Origin of the sequence: Paracoccus sp. KR1-242 (assembly GCF_049446195.1) — a bacterium.
Classification (GTDB): Bacteria; Pseudomonadota; Alphaproteobacteria; order Rhodobacterales; family Rhodobacteraceae; genus Paracoccus; species Paracoccus broussonetiae.
Genome location: NZ_JBMSED010000003.1, coordinates 310,390 through 330,575, shown reverse-complemented (window position 1 = coordinate 330,575; position 20,186 = coordinate 310,390). Strand labels below are relative to the sequence as shown.

Annotated in this window: 19 protein-coding genes; 9 read left to right on the top strand and 10 right to left on the bottom strand. The window is 65.2% G+C overall.

What is annotated here, in order from left to right:
* Positions 1-3: 3 nt before the first annotated feature.
* The 3 genes from narI to ACO2Q4_RS07095 are packed head-to-tail and all read left to right on the top strand — an operon-like array spanning position 4 to position 2,128.
* Positions 4-801, top strand: a complete 798-nt coding sequence (narI, locus tag ACO2Q4_RS07105; protein WP_423318323.1) for a respiratory nitrate reductase subunit gamma — start codon at positions 4-6, stop codon at positions 799-801.
* An 11-nt stretch (positions 802-812) separates the two neighbouring features.
* Complete coding sequence (locus ACO2Q4_RS07100; protein WP_423318321.1) at positions 813-1,616, top strand: peptidylprolyl isomerase; 804 nt, start codon at positions 813-815, stop codon at positions 1,614-1,616.
* On the top strand, positions 1,613-2,128 hold the full coding sequence (locus ACO2Q4_RS07095; protein ID WP_423318319.1) for a DUF2478 domain-containing protein: 516 nt from the start codon (positions 1,613-1,615) through the stop codon (positions 2,126-2,128). Before ACO2Q4_RS07100 ends, ACO2Q4_RS07095 begins: the two co-directional genes overlap by 4 nt.
* A 60-nt stretch (positions 2,129-2,188) precedes the next feature.
* Here ACO2Q4_RS07095 and ACO2Q4_RS07090 read toward each other — a convergent pair whose 3' ends face one another.
* Positions 2,189-4,327: a TonB-dependent siderophore receptor gene (locus ACO2Q4_RS07090; protein ID WP_423318317.1), complete on the bottom strand. Its 2,139-nt coding sequence runs from the start codon at positions 4,325-4,327 to the stop codon at positions 2,189-2,191.
* 158 nt (positions 4,328-4,485) lie between these two features.
* The gene (locus ACO2Q4_RS07085; RefSeq protein WP_423318315.1) at positions 4,486-5,451 is read right to left on the bottom strand and encodes an ABC transporter substrate-binding protein; all 966 of its coding nucleotides are present in this window, start codon (positions 5,449-5,451) and stop codon (positions 4,486-4,488) included.
* Positions 5,452-5,628: 177 nt separating this feature from the next.
* Between ACO2Q4_RS07085 and ACO2Q4_RS07080 the strand changes: the two genes are divergently transcribed.
* From ACO2Q4_RS07080 to ACO2Q4_RS07070, 3 genes are read left to right on the top strand one after another with little or no spacing between them, the layout of a single operon-like run.
* Positions 5,629-6,615: a FecCD family ABC transporter permease gene (locus ACO2Q4_RS07080; RefSeq protein WP_395134821.1), complete on the top strand. Its 987-nt coding sequence runs from the start codon at positions 5,629-5,631 to the stop codon at positions 6,613-6,615.
* Positions 6,612-7,556, top strand: coding sequence for a FecCD family ABC transporter permease (locus tag ACO2Q4_RS07075; protein WP_423318313.1), 945 nt, complete (start codon positions 6,612-6,614; stop codon positions 7,554-7,556). Before ACO2Q4_RS07080 ends, ACO2Q4_RS07075 begins: the two co-directional genes overlap by 4 nt.
* A gap of 15 nt (positions 7,557-7,571) precedes the next feature.
* Positions 7,572-8,339 carry an ABC transporter ATP-binding protein gene (locus tag ACO2Q4_RS07070; protein ID WP_395134817.1) on the top strand — a complete coding sequence of 256 codons (768 nt, stop codon included), beginning with the start codon at positions 7,572-7,574 and terminating at the stop codon, positions 8,337-8,339.
* Here the strand turns inward: ACO2Q4_RS07070 and ACO2Q4_RS07065 are convergent.
* The 7 genes from ACO2Q4_RS07065 to ACO2Q4_RS07035 form a co-directional block, all read right to left on the bottom strand.
* Entirely contained in the window at positions 8,334-9,221 is an 888-nt protein-coding gene (locus ACO2Q4_RS07065; RefSeq protein WP_423318310.1) for an alpha/beta hydrolase, read from the bottom strand. The two genes, ACO2Q4_RS07070 and ACO2Q4_RS07065, sit on opposite strands and share 6 nt — an antisense overlap.
* Before the next feature lie 64 nt (positions 9,222-9,285).
* Positions 9,286-10,050: an ABC transporter ATP-binding protein gene (locus ACO2Q4_RS07060; protein WP_423318308.1), complete on the bottom strand. Its 765-nt coding sequence runs from the start codon at positions 10,048-10,050 to the stop codon at positions 9,286-9,288.
* The gene (locus tag ACO2Q4_RS07055) at positions 10,047-10,886 is read right to left on the bottom strand and encodes an ABC transporter ATP-binding protein (RefSeq protein ID WP_423318306.1); all 840 of its coding nucleotides are present in this window, start codon (positions 10,884-10,886) and stop codon (positions 10,047-10,049) included. Before ACO2Q4_RS07055 ends, ACO2Q4_RS07060 begins: the two co-directional genes overlap by 4 nt.
* Before the next feature lie 2 nt (positions 10,887-10,888).
* Entirely contained in the window at positions 10,889-11,773 is an 885-nt protein-coding gene (locus ACO2Q4_RS07050) for an ABC transporter permease (RefSeq protein WP_311757981.1), read from the bottom strand.
* On the bottom strand, positions 11,773-12,795 hold the full coding sequence (locus ACO2Q4_RS07045) for an ABC transporter permease (RefSeq protein WP_311757980.1): 1,023 nt from the start codon (positions 12,793-12,795) through the stop codon (positions 11,773-11,775). The genes ACO2Q4_RS07050 and ACO2Q4_RS07045 overlap by 1 nt, the downstream gene beginning before the upstream one ends.
* A gap of 94 nt (positions 12,796-12,889) precedes the next feature.
* Entirely contained in the window at positions 12,890-13,204 is a 315-nt protein-coding gene (locus ACO2Q4_RS07040) for a cupin domain-containing protein (RefSeq protein WP_395134809.1), read from the bottom strand.
* A gap of 79 nt (positions 13,205-13,283) precedes the next feature.
* Positions 13,284-14,009 carry a FadR/GntR family transcriptional regulator gene (locus ACO2Q4_RS07035; protein ID WP_311757978.1) on the bottom strand — a complete coding sequence of 242 codons (726 nt, stop codon included), beginning with the start codon at positions 14,007-14,009 and terminating at the stop codon, positions 13,284-13,286.
* Between the two features lie 207 nt (positions 14,010-14,216).
* On the opposite strand from ACO2Q4_RS07035, the gene ACO2Q4_RS07030 reads away from it, so the two are divergent.
* On the top strand, positions 14,217-15,365 hold the full coding sequence (locus tag ACO2Q4_RS07030) for a mandelate racemase family protein (protein ID WP_311757977.1): 1,149 nt from the start codon (positions 14,217-14,219) through the stop codon (positions 15,363-15,365).
* A gap of 46 nt (positions 15,366-15,411) precedes the next feature.
* Positions 15,412-17,010: an ABC transporter substrate-binding protein gene (locus tag ACO2Q4_RS07025; RefSeq protein ID WP_423318303.1), complete on the top strand. Its 1,599-nt coding sequence runs from the start codon at positions 15,412-15,414 to the stop codon at positions 17,008-17,010.
* A gap of 31 nt (positions 17,011-17,041) precedes the next feature.
* Here ACO2Q4_RS07025 and ACO2Q4_RS07020 read toward each other — a convergent pair whose 3' ends face one another.
* Positions 17,042-19,489, bottom strand: a complete 2,448-nt coding sequence (locus tag ACO2Q4_RS07020) for a GcvT family protein (protein ID WP_423318301.1) — start codon at positions 19,487-19,489, stop codon at positions 17,042-17,044.
* A 141-nt stretch (positions 19,490-19,630) separates the two neighbouring features.
* Between ACO2Q4_RS07020 and ACO2Q4_RS07015 the strand changes: the two genes are divergently transcribed.
* Positions 19,631-20,182, top strand: coding sequence for a helix-turn-helix domain-containing protein (locus tag ACO2Q4_RS07015; protein ID WP_311757974.1), 552 nt, complete (start codon positions 19,631-19,633; stop codon positions 20,180-20,182).
* Positions 20,183-20,186 lie beyond the last annotated feature (4 nt).

The following is a 20,186-nucleotide window of genomic DNA, read 5'->3' as shown; positions in this document are numbered from 1 at the left end:
CAGATGCACAATTTCCTGTTCGGGGTATATCCCTATATCGCCATCACCATCATGGTCTTCGGCTCGATCGTTCGCTATGAGCGCGATCCCTATACTTGGAAATCATCCTCCAGCCAGCTTCTGCGACGCAAGCAGTTCGTCATCGGTTCCGTCCTGTTCCATCTTGGCGTGCTGGTGATCCTTGGCGGGCACCTGGTCGGGCTGCTGACCCCGGTCTGGATTTTCGAGGCTTTCGGCATCAGCCATGAGGCCAAGCAGATCCTGGCCATGGCGGCTGGCGGCATTGCCGGCGTGATGGCCTGGATCGGCGGCATGATCCTGCTGCACCGTCGCCTGACGGACCCGCGAATCCGCGCGAATTCGACCATCGCCGACAGCGGCATCCTGATCTTGCTGATGGTGCAGTTGACGCTGGGGCTGTGCACGATCTTCGTTTCCGCGCAGCATCTGGACGGTGGCGAGATGATCCGGTTCATGAACTGGGCTCAGGCGATCGCCTATTTCGGAGCCGATCCGGCTTCGTATGTCGAAGGCGCATCGTGGATCTTCCAAGCGCATATCCTGTTGGGCCTGACGATCTTCCTGGTGTTCCCCTTCACGCGACTGGTGCATATGCTGTCGGCGCCGGTGCGTTACCTGTGGCGGCCGGGCTATCAGATCGTTCGCTCGAAACGCGACGCGCGAGAGAATGTCGGCCTGCGTCCGATGTCGCGTGATCTGGCGACGCGCGAGGCTGTGGCCCGCAAGGTCGCGGCGCATGACATGGCCCGCCAGCATCCTGCGCAACAATCGGTGGAGTGATGGCCGTGGACATGAAACCGCTGCTTCCCCCCGTTACCGTCAACGGCGTGACCATCAGCGCCGAGCGCATCGCGGCCGAGGCGCAGAACCATCCTGCCCCCAAGGGCAAGCCCGGGCTGGCCTGGAAGGCCGCGGCCCGTGCGCTTGCCCTGCGCGAGATCCTGCTGCAAGAGGCCAGGGCGCGCGGTCTGGACCCCGATCCGGTCGAGGTTGCCCCCGGCCAGTGGGAGGTCGAGGACGAGGCGCTGATCCGCCAGCTTCTGGACGGCGCCATCGACCCCGAAACCCCGGATGAGGGCGCCCTGCGCGCCCTTTACGAGGCACATCCAGAACGGTTTCGTGCGCCTTCCCTGTTCGAGGCGGCGCATATCCTGTTCCCCGCTGCCGCAGGAGACCTTGCCGCCCGCGCCATCGCGCGCGACGCCGCAATGCAGATCCTGGCCGAATTGCGCAAGTCGCCGCGCAGTTTCGCCAAGCTGGCGGCGCAGCACAGCGCCTGTTCATCGCGCGAGAATGGCGGGATCCTGGGGCAACTGTCCTCGGGAGATACCGTGCCGGAATTCGAGGCCGCTCTGGCCACGATGGAGGAAGGCGCGATCAGCGAGCCGGTCGAAAGCCGCTACGGTTTCCATCTGATCCGGCTGGACGCCAGGGCGCGGGGCGAGGTTCTGCCCTTCGAGGCAGTGCTTCCGCATCTGCGAGAGGCCCGTGAAAAGGCCGCGTGGGTCGCGGCCAGCCGCGCCTTCATCGCCGGGCTGGTGGCCCGCGCCGATGTCTCGGGCGTGTCGTTGGCCGAGCAAGGAGCCGACGCATGAAGCTAGCCTATGTCACCCTGACCGGTCGCGGGGCGATCGACGCGCTGCTGATGCAGGTGGTGACCGGGCTGGAGGCCGAGGGGCTTCAACTGGCCGGCACGGTGCAAAGCAACATCGAGCGGCCGGACCGGCCCCGTTGCGACATGGACCTGCGGCTGCTGCCGGACGGTCCCACGGTCCGCATCAGCGTGGATCGGGGGGCCGAGGCACGCGGCTGCCGGCTGGATGCCGATGCGCTTGAGCAATCGGTGGTCTGGACGACCCGGGCGCTGGATCGTGCCGAGTTCCTTGTCGTCAACAAGTTCGGCAAGCAGGAGGCCGAGGGCAGGGGCCTTGCCCCCACCATCGCCGAGGCGTTGGATCGCGGCCTGCCGGTTCTGGTCGGGGTGAACGGGCTGAACCTGCCGCCATTCCTTGAGTTTTCGGGCGGATTGGCACAGGCCCTGCCGCCGGATCCACAGGTGATCCGCGACTGGTGCCTGGCCGCCCGTATCAAGGCGACCGCGGCCTAGGGCCGGGTCGCTGAACCCCCGCACGAAAGCGCCGCTTCCGCATGGGGGCGGTTTTGCCCGTCAGAAGGTGCGGGACAGGGTCAGGGTGATTTCCCGGCCTTCGCCTTGTGCGCAGCCGCTGCCATAGACGGTGCAGGTGGCGTAGTAGTCCTTGTCAAAAAGGTTGGTGACGTTCAGCGCTGCGGTGTAGTCGTCCCAGCTGTAGCGCGCGGCCATGTCGGCCAGCATATGGGAATCGACGCGGCGGCTGTTGGCATTGTCCGCCCAGGTCTTGCCGACATAGCGCAGGCCACCACCCAGGCTGAGACCCTTGACCGTGTTCGAGAAGTCATACTCCGCCCAGACGGATGCGGCGTGTTTCGGCACCATCGCGGGCTCATTGCCCTCATCCCCGTCTTCCGAGCTGAGAACCTTGGCGTCGATATAGCTGTAGCCCGCGATCAGCGACAGTTGCTCGGTCAGTTGGCCACGCGCCTCAAGCTCCAGCCCGCGGTGACGGACCTCTCCGGTCTGGATCTGGAAGTTGGGGTTCACCGGATCCGCGGTCAGGACGTTCGACTTCTCGATGCTGTACAGCGCCGCGGCAAGTTGCAGGTTCGACCCCGCGGGCTGGTAGCGCAACCCGGCCTCGATCTGCTTGCCTTCGGTTGGCTGGAACTGTTCGCCGTCGAAGGTCTGGCCGACATTCACGGTGAAGCTTTCGCCATAGCTGGCATAGGGCACGAAGCCGTTGCCCAGGTCCCAGGTCGCGCCCAGCATCCCGGTGGTGGCACTGTCCTTTTGATAGGAATCCATGCCGTAAAGCCGGTCGTCGGTCTCGTTTTCGACCCACGAGCGGCGCAACCCGGCCGTGACCGTCACGCCATTGCCGAAGCGGATGTGATCCTGTGCGTAGATGCCCTTTTCCAGCACCTCGGTCCTGCCGTCGTTGAAGGGGGCAGGATCGGCAACGGGCTGGTCGAAGTTCAGATCCGACAGCGGGATGTTGTAGTCCATCCCGAAGCCCATGCCGCCGTCCCGGACCTGCTTGGTCAGATCGACGCCAACGGTCAGCACATGTTCGGCAGTGCCCATGCGGCCGCGATATTCAAGCTGGTTGTCCAGCGCCCAGTAGCGCGCCTTCTCGTCCACGGTGAAGGCGGTATAGTTCAGCGACGGCGGCAGCGGCGCGCCCGGCGTCAGGCCGCTGGAATAAAGGTGGTTGTAGTCGGTCGTCTGGCGGGCATAGCGGAAGTTCTGGCGCACCAGCAGGCTGTCGTTGAACTCATGTTCTGCCTGCCAGCCGATACTGGCCTGTTCGGTGTCGAACTTGTTCCAGGGATGTTGGGTGTTCAGGAAATCCCAGGGCAGGGTGCCGTTGGATGTGTCATAATCCTCGCCCGCGACGGGGACCATGCTGTTCGGCATCATCCTGTCTTTCTGCCAATGCGCCAGGAAGGTGATCGAGGTCGCATCGGTGGGCGCCCAGGTGACGCCAAGGGCCAGCAGGTTGCGGTCATCCTGCGAATTCTCGATCGAATTGGCGCCGTCCCGCACCAGCCCGGTCAGACGCCAGGACAGCGTCTTGTCGGCGTTGACGTCACCCCAGTCCACGGCCAGTTCGGCGGTGTCATGCGAGCCATAGGACAGCCGTGCCTCGCCCAGATGTTCGAATGTCGGGCGCTTGGTGATCATGTTGACCATCCCTGCCACGTCATTCTGGCCGTAAAGCACCGAGGCCGGCCCCTTCAGCACGTCGATGCGCTGGATCATGTAGGGATCGACCTTGAAGCCGGTGAAGCTTTGCGCCTTGTTGATCAGCCCGTCGCGGAACAGGCCATAGACGCCCACGTCGAAGCCCCGGATGGTGAACTGGTCGAAGCGGTCATCCATCCCCCAGGTCGAAGCGACGACGCCGGGAACATAGGCCAGCGCGTCCTCGATCTGGACGGGGTCGCGGTCGACCAGCTCCTGCTCGGTGACGGTGTTGACGGTCATTGGAACTTCGGTCAGCGGCGCACCGGATTTAAGGCCGGTCGCGGTCGTCGTCACGGTATAGCCGGTGCCGCCCGAAACGGGCGAGGCCTGGCCTTGCAGGATCACGGGGTCAAGCGTCACGGCGTCCTGCGCAAGCAGCGGACAGGGCGTGAGCGCCGAAGCGGTCAGCAGCAGCGCCAACCGGGGTCGCCGGGCAAGGGTCGCAAACAGGGAATTGGTCATGATGGTCCGGTCGGTCTGCCACGCGTTGAAAGCCCCGTGGGAACGGGTTGCGCGGGGGTCATTGGATGTGACGGGCGCGTGGGCTCGCCGATTGCCGCCGGGGTTGCGCGGATGCGCTGCCTTGGTCGTCACGCTTCTGTGACCCCCGGCGGGTCAAGTCAAGGTGTCTGTTCCGCGGGCGTCGCGGGATCGCCGTCGGACGCCGCGGCCAACAGGCGGGTCAGAGGTTCCAATGCCCATTCGATGGACAAGGGCGACTGAAAGGCCATTGCGCCCATCATATCGGGGCTGGCCCATATCGCCCGGCCCTCGCGCGCGGCGCGGGTGTTGCGCCAGGCGGGGAGGGCCTCGATCGCCTGGCGCGTGGGCGCCTCGACCAGCCACAGGATTACATCGAGGTCGAACAAATCGAACCGTTCGGGGCTGACCTGAAAGCGATCGGTATCCCCGACCAGTTTGTCGAACTCGGGCGGAGTCCGGACACCGAAGGATGTCAGCAATCGGTTCGCGCCATCCAGGCTGCGATAGCCGACGATCTGGCCATTGTTGAAATAGGCGGCGGTGCCGGACAGGCCCCGGAACTGGGGATGCGCCGTCACGGCGGCATCGATCTTTGCGCCGATGCGGTCGATCACCTCCTCCGCTTTCGCCTCGCGTCCGGTGGCCTGGGCGATCAGCCGAAGCTCGGCATCCCAGGGCGCGCCCCAAAGCGGGAATTCGGCGGGCGGGCCCACCACCGGGGCGATCTCGGACAGCTGGGCATAGGTCTGCGGGTCCATGGGTGCATAGGTTGCAAGGATCAGGTCCGGCTCCATCCCCCAGGCCCATTCCACGTCGATCTCGAACCCTTTCTGGACATCCGGGGTGGCCCCGACGGCCTGCCGCGCCTCCTCGGCCCAGGGACCGGTGGCAAAGGGATGCTCGCCGAACCAGTCATGGACACCGACCGGGGCGATCCCCAGCGCATACAGGTAATCCTGTTCGTGATAGCCGACCGAGACGATGCGTTTCACCTTGTCGGGATCGACCCGCGTTTCGCCAAAGGCGTGATGCAGGGTAATTTCCTTGGCCAAGGCGGGCTGGGCCAGAACGGCAAAGGCGGCAAGAAGCAGGGCGCGGGGCATGGCGGCATCCTTGGAAGTGGTCCTTGCCTTGCGCGCCAGCGCTGGGTCACACGGGGCTAGCCGCTGCGATTGCCCCGGTCAAGGCGCTTGACCCCGGCTCGCCATAGCTGCAAGCAGGCGCGCAAAGGGCCAGCCCGTCGCCAGCCACCACTGCAGCGTTCCCGGCCGGAGTCCCACTTGCGCCTTTTTCCCCGCCTTGCCCTGATGTGGCTTGCCGTGTCGGCGGGATTTGTCGCGGCGCTGTGCCTTGGCGCGCAGGATTATTCGCCAAGGCTGCTATGGTCGGCGCTTGCTGCCTATGATCCCACGGACCCCGCACAGGCGATCATCCGGGAAATGCGCCTGCCCCGCGCAATCGCGGCGCTGGTGATCGGCGCGGCGTTGGCCGTGGCCGGAGTGGTGATGCAGGCGATGGCGCGCAATCCGTTGGCAGATCCCGGCCTGACGGGCGTCAACGCAGGCGCGGCACTGGCTGTGGTTCTGGGCCTGTTCTGGCTGGGTGCCCTGCCGCAACTGGGGATCGTCGGGCTGGCCCTGGCGGGCGCGGCGCTGGCGACGGTCCTGGTGCGGCTATTGGCTGGCGGCGGCGACAACACCCTGCGGCTGCCCTTGGCCGGGGCTGCCTTTGCCAGCCTTTGCATGGCGCTGGTCGCGCTGATCGTCCTGCTGAACCCCGAGGCGCGCAACATCTATCGCTTCTGGATGGTCGGTTCGCTTGCCATGGCGCAACCCCCTGCGCTGGCGGTTCTGGGACCGGTCGCCGCGGTCGGGATCCTGATCGCAGCCATCGCCGCGCGCCAGATCGAGGCGATGATGCTGGGGGCCGAGATGGGACGCGCTCTTGGCCTCAGCGTCGGCCGGGTGCTGGGGCTTGGCCTTGCGGCGGTGGCGCTGACCGCCGGTGCGAGCGTCGCGATCGCAGGTCCGGTCGGCTTCATCGGGCTGATCGCCCCACACATGGCACGCCGCGCGGCAAGGGGGGCCAGTCTGACGCAGCAGGTTGCCCTGGCCTGCCCGGTCGGTGCGGGTCTTGCGGTCCTGGCCGATCTCGCCGGACGATGGCTTGCCCGCCCGGCAGAGATGCAGCTGGGCATTGTTCTGGCCATGATCGGCGCGCCCGCCTTCATGCTTCTGGTCCGGCGCATGTTGCGAGAAACCGCATGAGGTTTGTCGCGCTGATCCTGTTGATCCTTGCGCTGGCCGTCCTGTCGCTGTCGGTCGGCAGGACATGGCTTTCGCCAGCCGAGCTTGTCCACGCGCTTGCCGACCCCGAGGGTGCGGGGCGCATGATCTGGCGGCTGCGAATGCCGCGCCTTCTTCTTGGGTTGGTGGCGGGGGCCGGGTTCGGGTTGGTCGGGCTGGTCTTTCAGACCCTGCTGCGCAACCCGCTGGCCTCTCCGGACGTGATTGGCGTGTCGCAGGGCTCGGCCTGCGGAGCGGTCGCGGCCTTGCTGCTGGGCGCACCGGTGATGATCGGTGCCTGGGCCGGTGGGCTGGTCGCGGTCGCAGCGCTTGGCTGGCTGGCCGCGCATCCCCGGCTGGGGATCGAGCCGCGCGCCGTCGTCCTGCAGGGCCTTGCGCTTGGCATCTTTGCCGGAGCGGGAACCGAGGCGCTGATCCTGCGCATGGGCGACAGCAACGCGGGCATGGCGATGACCTGGCTCAGCGGGACGCTGAATGGCGCGGGTTGGCCCGAACTGGGGCGCGCCCTGTGGCTACTGCCGCTGATGGTGCCGCTGCTGCTCTCGGGTCGGGTGCTGGACCGGCTGGAGCTGGGCGACGATCTTGCCCGCGCGCTTGGCCTGCCGGTCGGTCAGCTGCGAGCGGGGCTGGGCCTTGTGGCGGCCCTGCTCACGGCAGGTGTCGTATCGGTCTGTGGCCCGATGGGCTTCGTCGCCCTGGCCGCGGGCCCGGTCGGGCGGCTGGTCGCGGGTGGACGACCCAGCCCGCTTGCCGCGATGCTGGCGGGCGCGGCCTTTGTCACGCTGGCCGATTGCCTGTCCCGCGCCATCTCGCCGGCGGCGCTGCTGCCGACGGGACTTTACACTGCGCTGATCGGTGCGCCGGTCCTGATCCTGACCGTTCGCCGCATGGCGCGCGGCTGAAGCGAAGGAAGCCCCATGCCCTTTGAAATCCGCAAGCTTTCGGTCAGCCTTGGCGGAACGCGCATCCTGCATGACGTTGATTGCACGCTTCCGCCCCGTGGCATCACCGGCATCATCGGCGCGAATGGCAGCGGCAAGACCACGCTGCTGCGCGCGCTGGCCCGGCTGCTTCTGCCGGAAAGCGGGCAGGTTCTGCATCAGGGACAGGATATCGCCCGTCTGTCCGCGCGTGGACGGGCCCGCCGCATCGCGATGTTACCACAAACCGCATCTGCGCCGCCCGGACTGACGGTGCGCCAACTGGTTGCCCGCGGGCGGACGCCCTGGTTGCGCCCGTTCCTGCCGATGACGCCCAAGGATCATGCGGCGGTCGATCGCGCGCTGTCCGCGGTGGGATTGCAGGATCTTGCCGGGCGCTCGGTCGACAGCCTGTCGGGGGGGCAGCGGCAAAGGGCATGGATCGCGTTGGTGCTGGCCCAGGAAAGCGGGACCATCCTTCTGGACGAGCCGCTGAACTTCCTCGACCTGCCCCATCAGGCCGAACTGGTCGCGTTGCTGCGCGAACTGGGGCAGGACCGCAGCGTGGTGATGATCCTGCACGATCTGACCATCGCCGCGCGGGTCTGCCACCGTGTCCTGGCGATGCGCGACGGCAGGCTGGTGGCCTTTGGCAGCGCGGCAGAGGTACTGGCGCCAGCCCCCCTGCGCGACACTTTCGGCATCGCCTTCGACTGCGCCGCAATGGCCGATGGTCGGGCGGTGGTGCTACCTGCCGGACTATGACCGCGCGGCGAAGGCGAAGTGCAAGGCCCGGTTCACCGCGACCGGCAACACCGACATATGCGTCTCGGCCGGATAGGTTTCGTATCGGGCACTGACTCCGGGCAGGCGGTCAAGGTCGGCAGCCATTTGGCGCGCCGCGTCCAGCGTGCGTTCGATCTTCTTGGCCGCAAGGCGCTTTTCGGCATCCTCGGCCCCGCGCTGGAAGGGGGCAAGCTCGTTCCCCTCCCATTCGCCCGCGGACAGAAGAAGCCGGATCTCGTAGCCTGCGGGATCGAAGGCGTCGCGATGCTGCAGCAGGAAGCTGTCCTCCCACGTGATCGAGGGGCTGGCCGCGATCCAGTGGGTAAAGGCGTCAGGCCGGTTGAACATCAGCCACAGCGCGAACAACCCGCCAAAGGAATGGCCGAACAGCCCCTGACGGGTCGGGTCAAGCCGGGTCCGCGTCGCAAGGAAGGCCCGGACATCCTCCAGGATGAAACGCGCGAACTCTGCGCCGCCGCCGGTGCGGACCTCGGGCGTGTCGGGCCAGAAAGGCGGATAGGTTGCGCCGGGGGGTGGGCCCAGATCCCAACTGCGCCGGAACGGGTCATAGGCATCCTCGGTCGGATAGCCGATGGCGATCAGCGCGCCCTGCCCAAGATTGGTCCCCGAGGGATAGGGCGCCTGCGCGCGCATCGCATCGATGGCGGTCGCGATCACCGCGTTGCCATCGGACATGAACAACGCGGGCCAGCCCGCCTTGGGCATGTCGCCCGCAGGCAACCACAGGAACACCCGTCGGACCGCGCCGCTGGCGGTGTCTTTCAGGTCGAACCACTCCAGACCGGCGTGACCGCGGCCAGAGGCGATCAGGTCGGGAAGTGGTGGGGCAGGTCGGTCCATCTGGGTTCCTCGCGCGGGTCCGTTCCGTTCGGACTAGCCCGTCCTGCGCGAAGCGGCAATCCGATCAGGCGCAGCGCGGCATCTGCCGCCCCTCATAGGCCAGCGAGGTCTCGATCAGCTCGCGCGCATAGGGATGGGTCGCCTCGTCCCGCTCAAGCGCGCTGCGGTTCAGGATTTCGACCACGTCGCCATGCTGCATGATCGCGAAACGGTCGCACATATGCGAGACGACGGCCAGGTCATGCGTCACCAGGATCGAGGTGAAGCCGCGTTCCTGCCGCAGCCGGGTCAGCAAATTCAGGATTTCCGCCTGGACCGAGACGTCCAGCGCTGAAGTCGGCTCGTCCAGCAGCAGCAGCGTCGGATCAAGGATCAGCGCGCGCGCAATGGCGACGCGCTGGCGCTGGCCCCCTGAAAGCTGGTGCGGAAAGCGGTCGAGGAAATCGACTGGCAGCCCGACATCCGAGATCGCGCGGCGGATCCGCTCTTCGCGATTGTCGATGCCGTGGATGCGCAGCGGCTCGATCAGGGCGGTGCGAATCGACTGGCGCGGGTGCAGCGAGCCATAGGGGTCCTGAAACACCATCTGGACCATCCTGCAGCGTTCGGCTGTGCCAAGCTCACGCACGCTGCGCCCGCCCAGTGTGACCTGCCCGGACCAGAAATCGTTGAGCATCGAGATGCAGCGCAGCACCGTCGATTTGCCCGATCCGCTTTCGCCGATCAGGCCGAAGCATTCGCCCGGTTCGACGCGGAAGCTCACGTCCGGCAGCACCTTGACCGGCCCGAAGCTGATCGACAGGTTTTTCGCGACAACATCTGTGCTCATGACACGATCTCCTGACTCCATTGCGCGCTGCGGTCCAGCACCGGAAGGGGGGTGCGCGGGCCGCCGATGCGGGGCTGGGCGGCCATCAAGCCGCGGGTATAGGGATGGCTGGCATTGTCCAGTTCGCGCGCGGGCAAGGTCTCGACCACGCGGCCGCCGAACATCACGATGACACGGTCGCAGAAGTTCCGCACAAGGTTGAGGTCGTGGCTGATGATGATCAGCCCGATGCCGCGTTCCTTCACCAGATCTTCCAGGATCTTCAGCACGCTCAGCCGGACGGTCACATCAAGCGCCGAGGTCGGCTCGTCCGCGATGACGATGCGGGGATCTGCCAGAAGCATCATCGCGATCATGATCCGTTGACCCATTCCACCCGATACTTCGTGCGGGTAAAGGTCGAAGACGCGCTCGGGGTCGCGGATCTTGACGGCCTCAAGCATGGCCAGGGATTTCTGCCGAGCCTCGGACCGCGAGATGGGGAAATGGCGCAGCAGCGTTTCCGCGATCTGGTCGCCGACGCGGTGGATCGGGTTCAGCGAATATTTCGGATCCTGCAGGATCATCGAGATCTGGCGGCCGCGGATCTTCAGCATCTCGGCTTCGTTCAGGGCCAGAAGGTCGCGGCCCATGAACGCCATTTTGTCCGCGCGGATGCTTGCGCCGGGCAGAAGCTGCATCAGCGCGCGGCCCATGGTGGATTTGCCGGAACCGCTTTCCCCGACGATCCCCAGCCGCTCGCGGCCAAGGGTGAAGGAGACGTCCCGGACCGCGTCCTGCGGCGCATTGCCATAGCGGACGCTAAGGTTTCGGACCTCAAGCAGGGTGTCGGTCATGGTCAGCGTCCTTTCTGCTTCGGGTCCAGCGCGTCGCGCAGGCCGTCGCCCAGCAGGTTGAAGGCCAGGCTGACGCTGACGATGGCGATGCCGGGGAACAGGACCAGCCAGTTGCTGTCAATCATGTAGCGTCGACCGGTCGCGATCATCGCACCCCATTCCGGCAGCGGCGGTTGCGCGCCAAGACCCAGGAAGCCAAGGCCCGCGGCGGTCAGGATCACGGTCGCCATGTTCAGCGTCAGCCGGATGATGACCGAGGGCAGGCACATCGGGACGATGGACTTGACGATGATCCGTGCGCTTGACGCCCCCTGCAGCCGCGCGGCCGAGATGTAATCCGCCTTGCGAAAGGTCATCGTCTCGGCCCGCGCGAGGCGCGCGATGGGCGGCCACGAGGTCAGGGCGATCGCGATGATCGCGTTGTGAAGGCTTGGCCCCAGCGCCGCGACGAAGGCCAGCGACAGGATCAGGCTGGGGAAGGACAGGAAGATGTCCGTGATCCGCATCATCACCGTGTCATAGCGCCCGCCGAAATATCCGGCGGTGGTGCCGACCAGCAGCCCGATCGGACCGACGACGACCGTGACCAGCGTGATGATGGTCAGGCTGATCCGCGCGCCATAGACGACGCGGCTGAAGATGTCCCGGCCCAGCTCGTCCGTGCCGAACAGGTGGCCGTTGCCGGGCGGCTGCAGCACGTTGTCGAGGTTCTGGGCATACGGGCTGTGCGTCGCGATCAGCGGTGCGCAAAGCGCCACCAGGCACAAAGCCAGGATGATGATGACCCCGAAGGCCGAGGTCGGGCTGCGCATCAGGCTGCGCAGCAGGCCCAGGGCCTCGTGCAGGACCGGAATGCGCCGGGGCAGTGAGGTTTCGGTGGCGGCCATTATCGCGTCCTCGGATCGAATACTCGGTAGAGAATGTCGGACAGGATGTTCAGGGCGATGAAGATGACCCCGACCAGCAGCACGCAGGTCATGACCGCGTTCATGTCCCCGATGATGAGGTTGTTGGTCAGATATTGCCCGAAGCCCGGCCAGGCGAAGACCGTCTCGATCAGGACCGCGCCCTCCAGCAGAGAACCATAGGCTAGCGCGACGATGGTGATCAGCTGGACCCTGATATTGGCAAAGGCATGGTGCCAGATCGTCTGGCGCCGCGACAGCCCCTTGACCCGCGCGGTGACGACATATTCCTGTCCCAGCTGGTCCAGCATGAAGCTGCGCACCATGCGGGTGATATAGGCGGACGAGGAGTATCCCAGCAGCAGCGCCGGCAGGATCAGGTGGCGCAACGCGGACAGGAAGATGTCCACCCGCCCCGCCAGCAGGCTGTCGATCAGCAGGAAGCCGGTCGGCGTCGCGATCTCTCCGGTATAAAAGAAATCCATGCGCCCGCTGCCCCCGGCCCAGCCGAGCCAGGCGTAAAAGACCAGAAGTCCCAGCATCCCGGTCCAGAAAATCGGCATGGAATGACCCATCAGGCTGAACACCCGGATCGCCTGGTCCTGCCAGCGGTCCTTGTTCACCGCGGCCAGAACGCCCAGTGGAATGCCCAGCCCCGCGCCCAGCAGGATCGCCAGTGTCGCAAGCTCGATCGTGGCGGGGAAGACATGCAGGATATCCTGCACTACGGGATGCCCGGTGCGGATCGATGTGCCGAAATCACCGGTGGCGACATCCTTCAGGTAGACCAGGAACTGTTCCCACATCGGCCGGTCCAGTCCCAGCTGATGATAGACCTGCTCATAGGTTTCCTGGCTTGCATCTTCGCCGATCATGGCGCGGACGGGGTCCGCAGGCATGACTCGGCCGATGATGAATGTCAGCAAGAGCAGGCCGAACAGGGTGACGGCTATCGACAGGGCCTGGCGTCCGAGCCCCTGAAGCCGTGCCTTTTGCAAGGACATCGCCTTCCCCTTCATGTTGGAATGGCTGCGCAGGCGAAGCTGCGGCGCATCGGGTCATCCAGTTCCGCCACCGGCTTCGGCAGCGGGACAGGGTTCAAAGAAAATCGTCCCGCCGGGGGGTGAAACTGTCAATCAGCTCGCCCGCCTCAAGGCAGCGACAACCATGCGTGACGTTCGCGTCGATGGTCAGCGCGTCGCCCGGTTGCAGGATCAGTGTCTCGTCACCGCGCCGAAACTCGAAGCGACCGGCGCGGATATAGGTCGACTGCACATGCGGATGGGAATGCAGTGCGCCTTCGGATCCGGTCTGGAACCTGAAGGACACCAGCATCATCTGGTCGTTCTGGGCAAGCACCTGCCGGGTCGTGCCCGGTCCGGTGGTGACGACAGGATATTCGTTCTGTGGCATTGGCTCCTCCCGAGTCGAGAGAGGATTAACCTATCCTAACATGTAATACAAGATTTAAACATGTCGACAGGTTCCGACATCAAGGCCGGTCGGCAACTGTCGCCCGGCTCCGCAGCAATTCGCGATACCTGTCCATTGAGCCGCGCAGATGGGCGGCCATGCACTGCCGCGCCGCCTGCTGATCGGACTGGATGATGGCGTCGACGATCCGCCCATGTTCTTCCTGAAGATGCAGATTGTAGTCGCGGGGACGTGCTCCCGCGGGCGCGCCCTGCAATTCGCCGCGCGGGATGATGCCCGATCGGATCAGTTGCAGGAATTCGGGGAACCGGCGGTTCTGCGTCGCCTCGGCAATGGTGTGGTGGAAATCATAATCCGCATCGCGCGTCGGCTGCCCCAGGCGCAGGCGATCCGCGACGTTCCGATGCGCCTCGATGATGCGTTCAAGCTGGCTTGCCGAGCGGCGCGCAGCCGCAAATCCCGCGGCCTCCACCTCGAAAACCGTGCGTAATTCCAGCAATTCGATGACGGATGAGATGCGGTCCACAGAAAGGCCCGAGAAGGGGGCCTGCCGCTGCGGCGCGTCCAGGACGAAGACGCCCGCGCCCTTGCGCGATTCGACCAGCCCGTCTGCCCGCAGGTTGGCAAAAGCCTCGCGGGCAACCGTCCGGCTGACGCCATAGCGCTCCGTCAGATCCTTTTCGCTGGGCAGGCGCGTGCCCGGTGGATAGGTCCCGGCCTCGATGGCCTGACGCAGATCGCCGCAAATGCGGCTGACCAGGGACTGCGTGCCTCCGGGTTGCATGTTTTGCTCCTGATAAATCAAAGGGCCGCTTGTCCCGCAGCCGCATCGTCGTCTTGATCGTTCAAAGCACGACGACATGTGCACAGGCAAGCGGGCTGTCGCCGTTTGTCGCATAACATGTAATACAGATTATTGACAAGTTATGCAACATGCCGCATCAGTCTGCCATCGCCCTGCCGATCGGGCCGCAGATTCGAGGAACATCACATGCTCATCTCCGACGTTCAGGTCCGGGTGTTCGAAACCACGACGCGCCGCCATTCCGACAGCGCGGGCCATGCCCATCCCGGTCCCGCCCACAAGGTGCGCCAGGCGATGCTGACCATCCGCACCGAGGACGGGCACGAGGGACACTCTTTCACCGCGCCGGAAATCGTGCGGCCCCACGTGATCGAGAAATTCGTGAACAAGGTGCTGATCGGACAGGACCATCGCGACCGTGAACGGCTTTGGCAGGACCTGGCGCATTGGCAGCGCGGTTCGGCGGCGCAGCTGACCGACCGGACGCTGGCGGTAGTCGATTGCGCGCTGTGGGATCTGGCCGGGCGCAGCCTGAACCAGCCCGTGCACAAGCTGATCGGGGCCTATCGCGACAAGGTCCTGGCCTATGGCTCGATCATGTGTGGCGATGAGCTGGAGGGCGGGCTGGCCACGCCCGAAGATTATGGCCGCTTTGCAGAGACGCTGGTCAAGCGCGGCTACAAGGGGATCAAGCTGCACACCTGGATGCCCCCGGTCAGCTGGGCGCCCGATGTCGGGATGGACCTGAAGGCCTGCGCGGCCGTGCGCGAGGCCGTGGGGCCGGACATCCGCCTGATGATCGACGCCTTCCACTGGTATTCGCGCACCGACTCGCTGGCGTTGGGGCGCGGGTTGGAAAAGCTGGGCTTCGACTGGATCGAAGAGCCAATGGATGAACAGTCGATGTCGTCCTATAAATGGCTGGCCGACAATCTGGATATTCCGGTCGTCGGCCCGGAAAGTGCGGCGGGCAAGCATTGGCATCGCGCGGAATGGGTCAAGGCGGGGGCCTGTGACATCCTGCGGACCGGCGTGAACGATGTCGGCGGCATCACGCCTGCGCTGAAGACCATGCGGATGGCGGAATGTTTCGGCATGGAGTGCGAGGTTCACGGCAATACCGCGATGAACCTGCATGTCGTCGCCGCGTCGAAGAACTGCCGCTGGTATGAACGCGGGCTTCTGCATCCCTTCCTGGAATATGACGACGGCCACGACTACCTGAACGCGCTGTCCGACCCGATGGATCGGGACGGCTATGTCCATGTTCCCGACCGTCCCGGCCTGGGCGAGGACATCAATTTCGATTTCATCGAGAACAACCGCGTCGCCTGAACCGGGCCGGGACGGCCCGGTCGCCATTCAAAGGGAGGAGAGGCGCATGAGGGAATTTTTGAAACGGGCCGCGGTCCTGGCCTTGTTGGCCAGCACTGCCCCGATGCCGGCCCTGGCCGAAACGCCGGCCGACCAGCTTGTCGTCGCGACAACGATGAACAACATCCTGACTCTGGACCCGGCCGGGATTACCGGGCGGGAAACCGTCCAGGTGCTGAACAACATCTATGACACGCTGGTGATCCTCGACCCCAAGGATCGCAGCCTGAAGCCCCGCCTTGCCCAAAGCTGGGAGATTTCTGACGACCGCATGTCGGTGCGCTTCCACCTGCGTGAAGATGCGCGCTTTTCCTCGGGCAACCCGGTCACGGCGGATGACGTGAAATGGAGCCTGACGCGCCTGCTTGCCCTGAACCTCGCACAGGCCTCGGCCCTGAAGACGCGCGGCTTCCGGGTCGAGGATGCCGACAAGCTGTTCGTCGCAGAAAACGACCATACCTTCGTCCTGAACCTGCCGCAGCCCGATGACCCGACGCTGGTGATGATGATCCTGGCCCAGAACGGCTTCGGCACGATCCTGGACAAGCGGACGGCGCTGGAACACGAGGTCGATGGCGACTGGGGCGCGGCCTGGCTGCGGACCAATGCGGCCGGTTCGGGCCCCTATACGCTCAGCGAATGGGCGTCCAACGAATATGTCATCATGACGCGCAGCCCGACCTATTGGGGGCCGCCGCCCGCGATGCGGCGCATCCTGTTCCGGCATTTGCCGGAATCGCAGACGCAGCGACTGATGCTGGAAAAGGGCGATATCGACGTCGCCTATTCCATGCAATCCCCCGACCTGAAGGCGCTGGAATCGGACCCCGAGATCAGGGTCGAGACCACCTTCGGATCAGGATTCTACTACCTGGCGGCCTCGATGAAGGACAAGCGGTTCCAGGATCCGCGCGTCCTGCAGGCGCTGCGGCTGCTGATCGATTATGACGGGATCAACCGCGCGGTCATGCCCTATTTCGGCAAGCTCAGGCAAAGGCCGATCAGCACGGGTGTCATCGGCTCGCTTCCCGATCCCGGCTATCATCTGGACGTCAAGCGCGCCCGCGAACTGCTGGCCGAGGCGGGATATCCGAACGGCATGGACGTGTCCCTGCGCTTCCTGTCAGAGGAACCCTTTGCCAAGGCCGCGACCGCGATCCAGAACACGCTGGAGCAGGGCGGCTTCCGCGTCCGCATGATCAGCGGTTCTGGCGACATCATCTATGGTGCGATGCGGGACCGGGATTTCGAGCTTCTGATCGGTCGCGGTGGTGGTGGCCAGCAGCCGCATCCCGACAACAACCTGCGATCGCTGGCCTATAACCCGGACAATTCGGACAAGGCCAAGCTGACCAACTACCAGGGTTGGCGGGCCAGCTACTACGATCCGGAAATGAACCGGAAAGTCGAAAACGCACTGCTTCTGGCCGATCCCGCCCAGCAGAAGGCCGCTTACAAGGACATCCAGAACTATATCGACGCCCACCCCTTGCCGATCCAGCCTTTTTCCGAGGTGCTGGACACGGCAGCCTTTCGCGCCAGCGTCCATGGCGTGATTGCAAGCCCCTGGGTGTCGCGCTTCGAATGGGTCACGAAAGCGCCCTGACCCATTCCGGCGGCGGGGACTGGGTGCCTGACTAGCCCAGCACCCGCTGCGATTGGGGATCATAAAGCGGCTTCAGGCTGGCTTCGGCCGCGAAGCTTTGCCCCGCGACCTCGATCCGGTAATCCGACGCCAGCATTTCCGCCGCCGTCTCGTCTGTGCGGCAGGGGACATAGCCCAGCCCGATCGCTCCCTGCAGGGTGTGGCCATATGCACCCGAGGTGATCTGCCCGACGATCCGGCCGTCGCGCAGGATCGGCTCGTTATGGAACAGCAGCGGAGAGGGGTCCGACAGGTGGAATTGCAGCAGGCGCCGGGTCAGTCCGGCGTCGCGCTTGCGCAGCACGGCGTCGCGCCCGAAGAAGTCACCCTTGGCGGGTTTCACGGCAAAGCCCAGCCCTGCCTCCAGCACGTGATCCTCGTCCGTGATGTCATGCCCGAAATGGCGATAGGCCTTTTCGATGCGGCAGGAATCCATCGCATGCAGGCCGCACAGGCGCAGGCCCAGATCGGTCCCGGCCTCGGTCAGGGTCTCGAAGACATGCGCCGCCTGTTCGGCGCTGACGTAAAGCTCCCACCCAAGTTCGCCGACATAGGAGATGCGATGCGCGCGGGCGAGGCCAAGCCCGATCTCGATTTCGCGTGCGACGCCAAAGGGATGCGCTGCGTCCGAGAAATCATCCGGCGAAACTCGCGACAGCAAGTCGCGTGATCTTGGGCCCATGACGGGGATGACGGCCTCGGCGGCGGAAACGTCTGTGATGGTCACGAATTCGGCGTCAAGGTGACGACGCAGCCAGGCCAGATCGCGCTGCAAGGTCGCGCCGGGCACGACCAGAAGGAAGGCGTTCTCGGCAAGACGCGTCACCGTCAGGTCGCTTTCGATGCCGCCGCGATCGTTCAGCATCTGGGTATAGACGATCCGGCCCGGCTCGACGGCAAGGTCATTGCCGCATAGCCGCTGCAGGAAGGGCAGGGCGTCCCGCCCCTCGACCCGGATCTTGCCAAAGCTCGTCATGTCAAGCAGTCCGACGCCTTCGCGCATCGCCCGATGCTCGGCGGCGCTATTCTCGAACCAGTTCTGGCGACCCCAGGCATAGTCATAGGCGCGGGGCTGGTCGCCGCTGGCGAACCAGTTTGCGCGCTCCCACCCGGCCACCTCGCCAAAGACCGCCCCCTGCGACTTCAGATGCTCGTGCAGAGGCGAACGGCGCAGCCCGCGGGCCGTGGCCATCTGGCGATAGGGAAAGTGATCGGCGTAAAGCAGCCCCAGCGTTTCGGTCACGCGCTCGCGCAGATAGCGGCGGTTTCTCTGGAAGGGCTGGGCCCGGCGGATATCGACCTCCCACAGGTCAAAGGGTGGCTCGCCCTTGTCCATCCAGCGGGCCAGCGCCATGCCCGCGCCCCCCGAGGAAACGATCCCGATCGAGTTATACCCGGCCGCCACCCAATAGCCCTGCAATCCCGACGCCTCGCCCAGATAATAGCGGTCGTCGGGGGTAAAGCTTTCCGGGCCGTTGAAGAAGGTATGGATGCCGGTTTCGGCAAGGATCGGCATGCGCGCGACGGCTTTTTCCAGGATCGGTTCGAAATGGTCCAGATCCTCGGGCAGCTGGTCGAAGCAGAAATCCTCGCGGATGCCCGACATGCCCCAGGGCTTTGCAACCGGCTCGAACGCGCCCAGCAGGATCTTGCCCGCATCTTCCTTGTAATAGGCGCATTCGTCGGGAACGCGCAGCACCGGCAACTGGGCCAGGCCGGGGATACCCTCGGTCACGATGTAGAAATGCTCGCAGGCATGAAGCGGCAGGGTGACGCCGTTCTGCGCCGCAAGATCACGGCCCCACATGCCGCCGCAATTGACGACATGGGTGGTGGCGATATGGCCGGTTTCCCCATCCGCCTGCCAATCGACGCCGGTGACGCGGCCGCGATCGGTGGTGACGCGCGTGACCTTGACGCCTTCCTGAATGCGGGCGCCCCGCATCCGCGCGCCCTTGGCAAGGGCCAGCGCGATATTGGCCGGGTCTGCCTGTCCGTCGCCCGGCAGATGCACCCCCGAGACCACGTCGCGGGTCTCCAGATGCGGATAAAGCGACTTGACCTGCGCCGGCGTCAACTCATTCACCTCGACACCGAAAGCCCGCGCCATCGAGGCTTGGCGCAACAATTCCTCGCGCCGTGCCGCAGTCAGCGCGACGGTCATCGAGCCGCGCTGGCTGAACCCGGTGGCCAGGCCGGTCTCTGCCTCAAGCCGGCGGTACAGATCTGCCGAATACTTCGCCAGTCGCGTCATGTTCTGGCTGGCTCGCAACTGTCCGACCAGCCCGGCCGCGTGCCAGGTGGTGCCGCAGGTCAGCTGCTTGCGCTCCAGCAGCACGATGTCGGTCCAGCCCAGTTCCGCCAGGTGATAGGCGACCGAGCAACCGGAGATGCCGCCACCGATGATGACGACGCGGGCGGAACTGGGCAGGTCTTGCATGAGTCGCTCTCTGGCTAGGGTAGGGACATGGTGTCACCCTGAAATGAAAAAACAAGCATTGAATTTCACCACGATGAATTTATTCAGCAGCAGTGCGGGGGGGGGCTGGAATATTTCCAGATTTCATCATAAACGTGGGGGATGGACAGGATCGGGCAGGATATCCGGGCCTTGCGCAAGGCCCGTCGCATGACCATCGCGGATTGCGCGGCGGCGCTGGATCGCTCGCTTGGCTGGCTCAGCCAGGTCGAACGCGGCATGACCACACCTTCGGTCCATGACCTTGGCCAGATCGCGCGGCTGTTCGACCTGAACATCAGCTTCTTCTTCCGATCTTCCAGCCGCCGCCCGGAAGAACAGGGGCTTGTCGTTCGTGCAGCCGACCGCAGTGCCATCGGCTCGGCTGAATCCGGCCTGTCCGAGGAATTGCTGTCCCCCGGCCTCAGCGGTTCGTTCGAAATGATCCGCTCGGTCTTTGCGCCGGGGTCGAAAAGCAGCGGAATGCGCCCCGCCCGCGACAAGGAGGATGGCGGGGTCCTGCTGTCCGGGCGTCTGATCCTGATCCTTGGCAGCGCGCGGTTCGAACTTGGCCCCGGCGACAGCTTTCAGTTTCGCGAAGAAAGCTACGGCTGGGAAAATCCGGGCGCGGAACCGGCAGTGGTCCTGTGGATCGTGTCGCCTCCCATCTACTGACCGT